Source organism: Streptomyces sp. NPDC048734, assembly GCF_043198675.1.
In the GTDB taxonomy this organism is placed as follows: domain Bacteria; phylum Actinomycetota; class Actinomycetes; order Streptomycetales; family Streptomycetaceae; genus Streptomyces.
The window spans coordinates 336314-348082 of sequence record NZ_JBICUZ010000006.1; the positions used below are offsets into that span (position 1 = coordinate 336314).

Annotated in this window: 10 protein-coding genes and 1 pseudogene; 6 read left to right on the forward strand and 5 right to left on the reverse strand. The window is 75.5% G+C overall.

The window, feature by feature from the left end; translation table 11 throughout:
* Nucleotides 1–541: 541 nt before the first annotated feature.
* Nucleotides 542–1723: pseudogene (locus tag ACGFQC_RS18735) on the reverse strand (MFS transporter); the annotation flags it as partial.
* Between the two features lie 54 nt (nucleotides 1724–1777).
* Between ACGFQC_RS18735 and ACGFQC_RS18740 the strand changes: the two are divergent.
* Nucleotides 1778–2521: a helix-turn-helix transcriptional regulator gene (locus ACGFQC_RS18740; RefSeq protein WP_363093076.1), complete on the forward strand. Its 744-nt coding sequence runs from the start codon at nucleotides 1778–1780 to the stop codon at nucleotides 2519–2521.
* A 181-nt stretch (nucleotides 2522–2702) separates the two neighbouring features.
* On the opposite strand, the gene ACGFQC_RS18745 is transcribed toward ACGFQC_RS18740, so the two are convergent.
* The 3 genes from ACGFQC_RS18745 to ACGFQC_RS18755 all read right to left on the reverse strand — a co-directional run bounded on the left by ACGFQC_RS18745 (nucleotide 2703) and on the right by ACGFQC_RS18755 (nucleotide 7305).
* Nucleotides 2703–3683, reverse strand: coding sequence for an Acg family FMN-binding oxidoreductase (locus ACGFQC_RS18745; protein WP_363093075.1), 981 nt, complete (start codon nucleotides 3681–3683; stop codon nucleotides 2703–2705).
* Between the two features lie 207 nt (nucleotides 3684–3890).
* Entirely contained in the window at nucleotides 3891–6263 is a 2373-nt protein-coding gene (locus tag ACGFQC_RS18750; protein ID WP_363093078.1) for a glycosyl hydrolase family 65 protein, read from the reverse strand.
* A gap of 163 nt (nucleotides 6264–6426) precedes the next feature.
* Complete coding sequence (locus ACGFQC_RS18755) at nucleotides 6427–7305, reverse strand: universal stress protein (RefSeq protein WP_363093077.1); 879 nt, start codon at nucleotides 7303–7305, stop codon at nucleotides 6427–6429.
* 422 nt (nucleotides 7306–7727) lie between these two features.
* Here ACGFQC_RS18755 and ACGFQC_RS18760 point away from each other — a divergent pair, with 422 nt between their 5' ends.
* From ACGFQC_RS18760 to ACGFQC_RS18775, 4 genes are all read left to right on the forward strand, one after another.
* Nucleotides 7728–8468, forward strand: a complete 741-nt coding sequence (locus ACGFQC_RS18760) for a CBS domain-containing protein (RefSeq protein ID WP_363093074.1) — start codon at nucleotides 7728–7730, stop codon at nucleotides 8466–8468.
* Nucleotides 8469–8876: 408 nt separating this feature from the next.
* Nucleotides 8877–9254 (forward strand): hypothetical protein, encoded by a 378-nt coding sequence (locus ACGFQC_RS18765; protein ID WP_363093073.1) that lies wholly within the window; start codon nucleotides 8877–8879, stop codon nucleotides 9252–9254.
* A 120-nt stretch (nucleotides 9255–9374) separates the two neighbouring features.
* Nucleotides 9375–9911 (forward strand): universal stress protein, encoded by a 537-nt coding sequence (locus ACGFQC_RS18770; RefSeq protein ID WP_363093072.1) that lies wholly within the window; start codon nucleotides 9375–9377, stop codon nucleotides 9909–9911.
* Between the two features lie 5 nt (nucleotides 9912–9916).
* Nucleotides 9917–10435 (forward strand): flavodoxin domain-containing protein, encoded by a 519-nt coding sequence (locus ACGFQC_RS18775; protein ID WP_363093071.1) that lies wholly within the window; start codon nucleotides 9917–9919, stop codon nucleotides 10433–10435.
* Between the two features lie 178 nt (nucleotides 10436–10613).
* Here ACGFQC_RS18775 and ACGFQC_RS18780 read toward each other — a convergent pair whose 3' ends face one another.
* Nucleotides 10614–10841: a hypothetical protein gene (locus tag ACGFQC_RS18780; RefSeq protein WP_363093070.1), complete on the reverse strand. Its 228-nt coding sequence runs from the start codon at nucleotides 10839–10841 to the stop codon at nucleotides 10614–10616.
* Nucleotides 10842–11195: 354 nt separating this feature from the next.
* Between ACGFQC_RS18780 and ACGFQC_RS18785 the strand changes: the two genes are divergently transcribed.
* Entirely contained in the window at nucleotides 11196–11648 is a 453-nt protein-coding gene (locus ACGFQC_RS18785; RefSeq protein ID WP_363093069.1) for a Crp/Fnr family transcriptional regulator, read from the forward strand.
* Nucleotides 11649–11769: the final 121 nt, after the last annotated feature.

Consider the following 11769-nt stretch of genomic DNA (forward strand, 5'->3'; position numbering starts at 1 on the left):
GCCCACCGCCCCCGTCGCCCCGGGCGGCCCCCCCCCCCCCCCGCCGCCGCGGCCGCCCCCCCCCCCCCCGCCCCCGGGCGCCCCCCCCGCCGCCCCCCCCGCCCCCCCCCCCCGGCTCCGGTGTACTGCGGCACCCGCAGGAACGGCTTTCCCGACAGGTCCGGCGTGCCGGGCACGAGCCGACCGGCATCTCCGGTCCGACGGGGTGCTGCTCGTGACGACGGCTCGCGGCGGTCTCCCCCTGCCGTGCCGCAACGGGTCAGCGGTGTCCTGCGGGCGGGGCGGTGAACTTCACGAGTTGCCCCTGCCGGAGCGTCACGAACGCGTCACAGCTGCACTTGTCGTACTCGATGTCGCCGTCGGACGTGGGGTGCCGGGACAGCAGGCGCCAGACCGGCCGGGACACGGTCGCGGTGCAGCCCCACTCCCGGAGGGGGCAGCGGTCGGGGGCATCCGGTTCCTGCGGGCCCACCGCGGCGGCACGGTGACGGCCTCGTCGTGGGGGCTGGTCACCGGGGACCGGCGAAGGCGGGACCGAGGGCGGCATGGTGCCGCCTCCTTCCGCGGGTGCCGCGGCCCGGGGCCGCGGCACGCTCGGTTCGGCCAGGGTGCGCATGAGAAGCCAGCTCAGCACGGGCATCGCGACGAGAGGCGCAAGGGCCGTTTGCAGGGACGCGGCGTCGGCGAGGCCGCCGATGGCGGGAGCGGCCAGGCCGCCGATGCTGACGGTCAGACCGAGGGTGATCCCGCCGGCGGTGCCGACACGGGAGGGCAGGTAGTCCTGGCCGAGGGTGACCTGCAGCGAGAAGGGCACGTAGAGGCCGGCCGAGGTCAGTGCCACGAACAGGTAGACGGCCGGGCCCGGCACCCACACCACGCCCGCGACGGCCGCAGCCGTGATCAGGTACGACCAGCGCGAAACGGTCACCCGGTCCCAGCGGTCGGCCAGGGACCCGCCGAGCACCGAGCCGATCGCACCGCCGAGGTAGAGCACGGACAGGGCCGCGGTGCCCGCGGCCGCGCCGCCGCCCAGGCGCTGCCGGGCGTACAGCGAGATGAAGGTGCTCAGACCGGTGAACGTGATCGACCGGAAGACCACGGCCAGTGACAGTCTCACGAAGGAGGCGGTGTCGTCGCTCCCGGCCGGCACCACGGTACGGGGTCCGGCGGCCTGCCTCTGCTGCGGCGCGCGCACCACGGGCAGGCACATCACGGCACCGGCGAGCGCCGGCAGCACCAACAGCGGCGTCCAGCGCAGTCCTCCGGTGGCCACCACGGCGGTGACCATGAGCGGGGCCAGCGCGAAGCCGATGTTGCCGCCCGTGGAGAACCAGCTCATGGCCCGGTGACTGCCCTGGGAGGCGACGCGGGCGACGCGGGCGGACTCGGGGTGGTAGGCGGCCACGCCGATCCCCGACATCGCGACGCATACGACGGTCAGCGGGTAAGAGCCGTTCAGGCCGCTCAGCGCGATGCCGACACCGCCGAGCAGCGTGCTGACCGGCAGCAGCCAGGGCATGGCCCAGCGGTCGGTGAGCGCGCCGAACACCGGCTGCACCACCGAGGACAGCAGCGAGGCCGCCAGCACGATGCCCGAGGCGACCGCGTAGGTGTAGGCGCGCTCGGCGATGAAGAACGGCACCAGGGCCGCCACGGCGCCCTGGTAGACGTCGACGCAGGCATGGCCCGCGGACAGCAGGACGATCGAGGTGTTCCTTCGCATGCCGTCATGTTGCGGGCCCGACGCCATGTCGAACTTCCGATAATCTGCCACACAATGATGGAAATCCGCCACGATCCCACGGCCCCGACCCGCACCCAGTGGCTGGCGTCCGGCGACTCGATCGACGCACACCGGCACGACGACCACCAGATCGTCTACGCCGGCCGCGGCGTGCTGGCCGTCACGACCGGCGGGGGATCCTGGGTCGCCCCGGGCACGCGCGCCATCTGGGTGCCCGCCGGCACCGTGCACGCGCACCGGGCCTACGGCGAACTCGACCTGCACCTGGTGGGGCTGCCCGCCACCGAGAACCCGCTCGGCCTCGACGCACCGACCGTGCTGGCCGTCGGCCCGCTGCTGCGCGAACTGATCATCGCCCACACACGCTCCGAGGACGACGACGGCCCCGAGCGGTCCCGCCTCCGCATGGTGCTCCTCGACCAGCTGCGGGCGTCCCCCCAGCAGCCACTGCACCTGCCCGCTCCCACCACCCCCCTGCTGCGCACCCTGTGCGACGTCCTGCGGGCCGACCCGGCCGACGGCCGCACGCTCGCCGAACTCGGCCGCGAGGTCGGGGCGAGCGACCGCACCCTGTCCCGGCTGTTCCGCAGCGACCTCGGCATGACCTTCCCGCAGTGGCGCACGCAGCTTCGCCTCCACCGCGCGCTGGTACTCCTGACCGAGCGGACGCCGGTGACCGCGGTGGCGCACGAGTGCGGCTGGTCGTCCACCAGCGCCTTCATCGACGCCTTCCGCCGCGCCTTCGGCCACACCCCGGGCTCCCATCCGACGGGTTGAGGGTACGCACGGCCCGGACCGGAGGCGGTTCGCAGCGGGCCCCGCCGCGGGACGGCCGAGGTCCGCAGCAACGCCTCCGCGACCGGTGCCGCGACGGAAGGGCCGGGTGAGACCTCCGAGCGGTCCCACCCGGCCCTTTCCCGCCGCGTTCCGCCGTTTCCCGCCGACCGGTGCGGCGCCGTCAGGTGAGCACCTCGGCCAGTGGGCGCCGGGGCAGGGACCGCACGCAGGGCGGGCGGCCGAGCCGGAGGATCATCTGCGGGTACTGCCCCGCGGTGAGCGTCTGCCGGATCCGCCCGCGCAGGTGCGGCACCTCGAGGGGCTGCGTGTGGAAGGCCGCCATGACGTCGTGGGAGGCCGCCTGCAGCAGCATCCGCTCCAGTGCCTGGCCGGCCCGCAGCCAGGCGGCCAGGTCGTCGCGGTCGGTGCCGAGCAGTACCACCAGTCCGGTCCGGGCCGGCCACCGCCGGGGCGGTGTGGGGAACATGCCGGTCAGGCCCGCGTAGTCCCGGCCGGCGAGCGTGGTGCAGTCCGGGTGCAGGACGCCGACATCGGCCGGGACCCCGTCGTTCCTGGGCTGTGCGAGCCGCCAGGTCCATCCGGCCTGCTCGGCCGCGAGCCTCGCGTCGGTACGGTGGGCGTCCTCGCCCGCCCGGACCAGTTCGGCCAGCCGCCGGCGGTCCGCGCTGTCGTCGACGACGTGCAGCTCGGCGCCCTCGCGACGGACCTGCTCGCGCAACTCCTCCAGGAGGCCCGAGGGCGGCGCCTGCGGCAGGAAGGGGCCGCGCGCGGTGTGTCGTCGGCCCAGGGCGGCGTACAGCCGCTGCTCCTCGGGGGTCGGCCGGGTGTAGGCACCCCAGCCGACCGTGGCGAGGTGGGCGAGGTCCTGCGGGTCCGGGAAGGTGTCGACGAGGGGCCGGAATCCCAGGTGCAGCATGGCGAGACGGATGTTGAGCAGGGCCGCCCCGCAGCCGAGGACCATCTCCCGTCCCAGAGGGTCGGCGAGGGGCAGTCCCCGCTCCGCGACCGCGTGCAGTTCGATGCCCCGGTCTCCGTGCGCCACGAAGTGCCAGGGCTGGGTGTTGTGGAGCGAGGGCGCGGTGATGGCCGCGCGGGCCAGATAGGCGGAGGCGTGACCGGGGCATGCGCTGACGACGGACATGAACGGTGCCGCCCTTTCTTGAGCTTCCTGGTCCCAGGATCGCTCCGAGCAGCGGTTTCCCGGCAGGGGCCGCAGGTCCCCGGCGGCGGCCGAGGGGCCCTGGCGACGGCCGGGGGGGTCCTGACGACGGCCGGGGGGGTCCTGACGACGGCCGAGGGGTCCTGACGACGGCGGATCCGGGGCCGGCGCGGGCTCCGCCGGGTGTCGTCACCCGGGGAGGAGCAGACGGCTCGTCTCCCCCGGCTGGACGCTCACGGCCCGGTCGGCGAGCTGGATGTCGATGGGCGAGCGGTCCGACGGCGGCACCTCGATCTCCAGCTGCCCGCGCGACAGCCGCAGCCGTACGCCCCAGTGGCCCTGGTAGCGCAGGGCGAACCCGTACGAGGACAGTTCCGGCAGCGGCACCGGGTCGAGCCACAGGGCCCCCTCGCGGGTCTCCAGTCCGGTCAGCCCGCGCTGTACCAGGTCGAGACTGCCGGCCATGGCGCCCAGGTGGATGCCCTCACCGGTGGTGCCGCCCTGGACGTCCGCGATGTCGCCGCGCAGGGCCTCCTGGCAGAAGGTCCAGGCCTCGGCGCGCCGGGCCCTGGCCAGGATCCAGCCGTGGACGAGCCCGCTGAGCGTGGAGCCGTGGCTGGTGCGCCCCAGGTAGTAGTCGACGGTGCGCAGCCAGGTGTCCTCGTCCAGGCGGTGTCCCAGGCGGTGGAACAGCGTCCGGAGTTCCGCGGGGGAGAACAGGTAGCCGAGCATCAGCACGTCGGCCTGCTTGGACGCCTTGTAGCGGTTGACGGTGTCGCCCTCCGCCTCCAGGATCCGGTCCAGGCGCCGGATGTCGTCGTACCGCCTGCGGTAGTCCTCCCAGTCGAGTTCGGCGAGGTCGCCGTAGCCCTCGAACTGGCTGACGACGCCGTCGTGGAAGGGCACGTACAGGGTGCGGGAGACGTCCTCCCACTGCTCCGGTTCGCCGCCGTCGAGGCCGGTGCGCTCGGCCAGTTCGCGTCGGCGCGGCTCGGGCAGGGCCGCGAGCACCTCGAGGGTGCGGGTGAGCACCCAGGCGGCCGTGACGTTGGTGTAGGCGTTGTCGTCGAGGCCGGGCTGCGGCGCGTCGGGGTACGCCTCGTGGTACTCGTCGGGCCCCATGACGCCCAGGATGCGGTGCCGCCCGAGGCGCTCGTCCCAGGTGGCCGAGTCCGCCCAGAAGCGGGCGATCTGCAGGAGCATCTCGGCGCCCTTGGTGTGCAGGAACTCGGCGTCCCCGCTGGCCTCGCAGTACTGCCACACGTTGTACGCGATCGCCGAGCCGACGTGGTACTGCAGATGGGAGTGGTCGGGCAGCCAGCGCCCGGAACGGGGGTTGAGGTGCAGGCGCTGGGTCTCCTCCCGCCCGTCGCTGCCGCTCTGCCAGGGGTAGCGGGCACCGCGCCGGCCGATCGCGCGCGCGGCCGAGCAGGCCTGCTCCAGGCGGCGGTGGCGGTAGCGGAGCAGGGCGCGGGAGACCTCCGGGAAGTGGAGGTCGAGGTACGGCAGGACGAACAGCTCGTCCCAGAACACGTGCCCGCGGTACGCCTCGCCGTGCAGGCCCCGGGCCGGGACCCCGACGTCGAGGTCCGCGGTGTGCGGGGACAGGGTCTGCAGCACGTGGAACAGGTGCAGCCGCAGGACGGCCCCCGGCTCGCCGGGGACGTCGATGTCGGCCCGGCGCCACAGCAGGTCCCAGGCCGTCAGGTGGGCCTCGAGCAGTTCGTCGAAGCCGGGGGCCCGGCCCACGCGCTCGACCGCCGCCTCCAGGGGGTCGCTGATCGCGCGGTCGTGGGAGGTGTGCAGGGCGACGGTCTTGTCGACGGTGACGGTCCTCCCGGTGGTCAGGTGCAGGACGCCCTCCTGGACCGCCCGCCGCTGCTCGTGCCGCGCGGCGACCGGGACGCCGGCCGACGTGAGGCGGGCCGCCATGCCGATGCGGACGTCGGAGGTCCGGGTACGGCAGCGCAGCCACACCGTGTCCGCGGCGTGGGTGCCGGTGTGCACGTGGGTGAGGTGGCGGCCGTCCAGGTCGCGGTAGCGGGGCACGCCGGCGTTGGTGACGCCGCCGTCGAGCGCGGCCTCGACCTCCAGGTCGGCGCAGTGGCCCTCCAGGGTGAACTCGGTGCGCAGGGCGGCGAGATGGGGATCCGCCATGTGCACGAGCCGCTGCTGGCGCACCGTCAGCGCGCCTCCGTCGCCCAGGGCGTACCGGGTCCGCCGCTCCAGCAGGCCCGAGGCGAGGTGGAGCAGGAGGCGGTGGTCGAGCAGCGTGGCCGTGTCCGGGGTGAGCCACTCCCCTCCGGCGAGCCGGAACCGCAGCGGGAGCCAGTTGGGGAGGTTGACCATGTCCTCGTTCTCGACGCGGCGGCCCGCCACCTCGGACGTCAGCCGGTTGTAACAGCCGGCCGCGTAGGTGCCCGGATAGTGCACGCCGTCCGCGTCGCACTCCGGGAACGCGCCGCGGGTGGCGAAGTAGCCGTTGCCCAGCGTGCACAGCGACTCCCTGAGCGGCTCCTGCCCGGGGTCGTACCCCCGGTACTCCCACACCCCGTCCGGCACGGCGGCACCCGGCCCCCCGGCGAGCTGTCCCGGGTCCTCGGTGTCGCGCGTACCGCCCGCCGGTCCGTCCACGGTGCCGGACCGGTGGGACGGGCCCGTCCGTTCCGGCGATGTCGCCACGGTCCCCTCCGCCTCCTTCCCCCTGTGCGTGAGCCGGGGGGTCTCACACCCGCTGCGGTACGACCGTCACCGGGCAGCGCGCGTGGTGCAGCAGTGTGTGGCTCACCCGGCCGAGTTGCAGGCCGACGTGGCCGACCCTGCGCCGCGCGCCCACGACGACGAGGTCGGCGGCGGCCGAGCGGTCGACGAGCACCCTGGCGGCCGGCCCCTCCACCGTCGTCCGGCGCACCCGGACCGCCGGGTGCTCGGCCGTCGCCTCGCGCAGGATTTCGTCGAGCAGCGCAGAGGCGCGCTCCTCGTGCCGGCGGGCCCGTTCGTCCGCGGGCGCCGGAGGGTCGGCGCTCTCGTGCGCGGGGCAGCGCCAGGCGCGCACGACGTCCAGGGTGCACGCCCGCGCCTCGGCCTCGCGGAAGGCGAGGCGCACCGCGTCACCGGCGGTGTCCGCGTCGCCGGCCCCGAGGAGGATCCGCTCGTGGGTGCCGGCCAGGGCGGCGGCGTCCCCGCGGACCACGGTCACCGGGCAGTGCGCGCGGGCGGCGACGGCCAGGCCGACCGAGCCGAGGAGCAGTCCCTTCAGCTCACCGCGGCCGCGCGAGCCGGTCACCAGGAGAGCGGCGTTGTCGCCCTCGTGCAGGAGGGCGTCCGCGGGTTCCGTGGTGAGGATCGCGGTCGACACCTTGACGTCCGGGTTGCGCCGCCGGGCGCGTTCCGCGGCGGAGGCCACGATGTGCTCCGCCAGTACCTGCGCCGAGGGGCGTTCCTGCCCGCGGAGCACCATGGCGCCCTCGTAGCGTTCCCAGAGGGAGGCGTGGACCAGCCGCAGCGGCAGGCCCAGGCGGGCCGCCTCGTCCACGGCCCAGTCGACCGCCGTCAAACCGGGATCCGATCCGTCGACGCCCACGATCAGGGGCAGTTCCGTCACCGTGCTCACCGCCTTCCGTCGGGCTGCCGTGCGAATGCAGCAGAAACCCTCTCTATCACCGTCGCACGCGGGGCGCCTGCGGGGCAGGGGCGAAGGGGGCGGTCCGGGGGCCGGTCGGCCCACCCGGTCCACCCGGTCGCCGCGGACGGCGCGGACGGCGCGGCGGCCGGCGACTGGCGGCCGGCGACTGGCGCGGCACGGACCACGGGGTCGGCTTGCCACCGACGGCCGTGGGACCGGTGCCGACGCCGGTGGTGGAGGCCGCCGCCGGTACCGGTGAGGGCCGCTCGGCCCAGTGTCCGGGGCCGCTCAGGCCCTGGGAGCCGCGCGCCTTCCGCAGGACGCTGGGGGCACAGGCTCCGGAGGGAGGGACCACGGTTCCTCCCCCCGGACACGTCCCGACCGTTCGAGGAGAACCAGCCATGAAGGCCACCAGGGTCGACACCCTCATGGTCCGCGACGTCGTCACGGCCGAGCGCGACACGCCGTTCAAGGAAGTGGTGCGCACGCTCGACCGGCACCGCATCAGCGGGCTGCCGGTGACCGACCCGGAAGGGAAGGTCGTCGGTGTGATCTCCGAGACGGATCTCCTGCTCCGGCAGGCGACGGCCCCCGCACCGGGCGGCGGCCGGGGCTCCTGGGCGGAGCGGCTGCGCGGGCTGAGCCGGCGCGTCCGCCGCGACACGCTCAGGGCCCGCGCCGGCACGGCCGGCGGTGTCATGTCGGTTCCCGCGGTCACGGTGCGCGCCGACGCCACCGTCACCGAGGCGGCCCGGCTCATGGCCGAACACGGCATCGAGCGGCTGCCGGTGGTGGACGAGGAGGACCGGCTGGTCGGCATCGTCACCCGGCGCGAACTGCTCCGGGTGTTCCTGCGTCCCGACGAGGAGATCCGCCGGGCGGTGGAGCAGCGGGTCTTCGGCGACGCGCTGTGGCTGGCGCCGCACGTCGTCGAGGCCTCCGTCAGGAACGGCGTGGTCACGCTCACCGGCCAGTTGGAGCGGCGCAGCGACATCCCCGTCGCGGTGGGCCTGACGAGCCGCCTCGACGGTGTGGTCGCGGTCGTCGACCGCCTCTCGTACCGGCTCGACGACTCCCATCTGCGGCCCGCCGAGCAGGCGGCCCTGCACGGCATCACGGACGACTGGATGCGCCGGCTCTGAGCCCGCGCCCCGGTCACCGCCGGTCAGGGTGTCCGCCGCCCGGCCGACGGGCCCCGCGACGGGCCCCGCGGCGGCCCTCACGAACGAGAGCGGGCCGTCACGGTTCCCCCTGCTTCTGACCGGTGCCGCCGGGCGCTCGGCGCCCGCACGGTGTTCGGCCACGGCCCGTTCGTCGTGGGCTTCGTCCTCGTGGCGGCGGGACTCCTCGGTCTCATCGCGTTCATGTCCACGCGGGCACGGTGCCCGGGTCCGGCGAGCGGGAGGCCGTCGTCGGGGAACGGCACCGCGTCGGCGACCCCGACGATCACCACCGCCACCGGTCCTGATCGTCGGGGCTCCCGACGGGACCGGCCTCGGACCGGCCCTCCACGAGGAGCGGTCGGCGCACGGGAAGGAGGAATCGACGTCATGATCACGGCGCTCGTCTCGGCGGTCCTGTTCGTGCACGGTTTCGTCCATCTGCCGGTCTGGCTGGCGCGCACCGGCGGGGACGGGCCGTTCGACCCCCGGCACTCCTGGGCGCTGGCGGCGGCAGGAGTGCCCGGTCCCCGGGTCGCGGGGGCCGCCGCCATCGGCCTCGCCTCGGTGACGTCCATGCTGTACGTCATCGCGGGCGCGGCCGTCGCCGTGCAGAGCGGCGGACGGCCGGCGGCGGCGCTCCTCGCCGCCTGCGTCGGCCTGCTGCTGAAGACCCTGTGGTTCAACCCCTGGCTGTCCCTCGGCGTGCTGCTCGACGTGGGCGTGGTCGTCGCCGTACTGACCGGCCGGCCCGCGTCCCTGTACTGAGCGGCCCGCCGGCCCGGTCCGCGAGGGACCATCGGCGGCCCGGCGGGAACCACCCGGCCCACGCCGCGCGGCCGCCGCCGGAGCCACCGTGGCGGTATGAGAACTCTCCGGGAGGCTGCCATGACCGACATCGTCACCGCCGGAAGGATCGTGGTGGGCGTCGACGGGTCCGAGGCCTCGTCGTCGGCTCTGCGCTGGGCCGCGGAGCAGGCCCGGGCCCTGGGGGCGGAGGTGGTCGCCGTGCACGCCTGGGAGCCGTCGGGGCCCGGGTTCGCGCCGTACGCGCCGGTCGCGGCGCGCCCCACCGCCGCCGCCGAGCGGGACGCGGCCGCGCGACGGCTGGCGGACACGCTGCGCGAGGTGCTCGGCCGACGGTCCGACGTGGCCGTACGCGCCGAACTGGTCGAGGGTCCCGCCGCGCGGGTGCTCCTGGAGCGGGCCCGCGGCGCCCTCCTGCTGGCGCTGGGACGTACGCCGCACGAGTGGGGCGAGGCCCCGGTGATGGGCGCGGTCGGTCGTGAGTGCCTGCGGCACGCGCCCGTTCCGGTGGTCGCGGTACCCGTGGTGCCCGCCCGGTCCCCGGCGCCGCTCACGGTGGCCGCGGCGGGGCCGCGTGCGCGAGCGCCCCGCACCCCCGCCCACGCCGCGTCGGGGTGAGCGCCATGACCGTCCTGGTCGGCCACATGAGCGCGGACGGCTCCACCCGGGAGATCGCCGAACGGATCGCGGCCGGTCTGCGGCGGGCGGGACTCGTGGCGGAGGCCCGGTCGCTGGCCGAGGTCACCGACGCCGGCGCCTACGAGGCGTTCGTGCTGGGCAGCGCCGTGCACGGGCAGAGCTGGCTCCCCCCGGCCGTGGGCTTCCTCCGGGACAACCTCGACGTATTGCGGGCGCGACCGGTGTGGATCTTCAGCGTCGGGATGCCGGACGCGCTGCGCGGGCCGTTCAGGCGCATGGGGCCCAAGGAGGTGCCGGTGATCGAGAAGGGTCTGCCGGCCGGCCTCGGGTACCGGGACCACCGTCTGTTCTCCGGTGTCGTCACCGCGGCCCGGCTGCCGCGTACGGGCCGGATCGTCTTCCGTCTGCTGGGCGGCCGGTTCGGCGACTACCGGGACTGGGATGCCATCGACGCCTGGACGGCACGGACAGCCGCCGCGCTGAAGGGTTCGCCGACCGCCTGACGGGCGCTGCCGGACCGCTCCGGGGCCGTACGCGTCCGGGGCCGTGCGCGGGCCTCACGGTGTCCCGGCCGTGCGGGGCGGGGAGCCCGCCGGACGGGCGGAACGTCCCGGTGGGACCCCTCGGTGGTGTGCGGCCCGCGGGGAACCGACGTGCGACCACCGACGTGCGGCCGCCAGGTCAGCAGGAGACCGGTGTGCGGCGGACCCGCCGCTCGCCGTCCACCCGCCCGTTGTCCGCCCGCTCCTGGTGCCGAGCCGGCGGTTGCGGCGGCGCGGCGGACCGACGGCGTGCCCGGCGTACGGCCAGCGCGTCGGCCACCGCGGCGATCGTGAACGTCACACCCGTCGAGGTGGCCAGCAGCAGCGCGAGCCGCTCCCGGCGTTCCGGTACGAGAGCCGTACCCACTTTTCCTCACTCCTCCCGGTCCGGCGCTGTTCCTTCGCCTCCAGCCAACTCCCGTCGGCACCCCGCCGCATGGGCCGACCGGCCCGGATGCCGCCGGGAAGCGGCCCCGTGTCCTCCCCGCCGGGCCGAGCCCGACCCCCGTTGGGCCGAAGGGCCCTCATTGGGGTCGAGCGGCCCGTGGCCCGCGCGGGCCGACGGGGACAGTCTGGAATCAGCGGAGCTGCCGTGGCGAGTCGGTGCCGGGCCCGCGCGCCCGGCGCAGCGCGGGCCGGCTTCGCCGCCGACGCCCCGAGCACACTCCGTACGCCCCACACGTCGGCCGCCTGCGGCCGGAGGCAAGAAGGGAACGGAACGATGACCTCCATCACTCTGGCCGCGGGCCTTCCGGTCCAGCACCGTGAACAACTGATGCGGTACGCCCGCGAGGTCGCCTTCGACGTGGGCGCCCGCGTCTTCGAGGAAGGACGGCACGCCGACCGCTTCTGGATCATCAGGACCGGGACCGTCGCCCTCGACCTGCGGGTACCCGGCCGTCGCGCCGCGGTCATCGAGTCGATCGGTCACGGCGAACTGGTCGGCTGGTCCTGGCACTTCCCGCCGTACGTGTGGCAGCTGGGCGCCGAGGCCACCAGTCCGGTGCGCGCGTACGAGTTCGACGCGGAGGCCGTGCGGGCGATGTGCGCCGAGGACCCGGAGTTCGGCCGCGCGGTCGCGCAGTGGGTCGGACGGGTCGTCGCCCACCGGCTGCAGTCGGCCCGCGTCCGCCTGCTCGACCTGTACGCCCCGTACGGCAGCGGCAGCCGCTGAGGCCGGGGGGGGGGGGGGGGGCCCCCCCCCCCCCCCCCCCCCCCCCCCCCCCCCCCCCCCCCCCCCCCCCCCCCCCCCCCCCCCCCCCCCCCCCCCCCCCCCCCCCCCCCCCCCCCCGTAC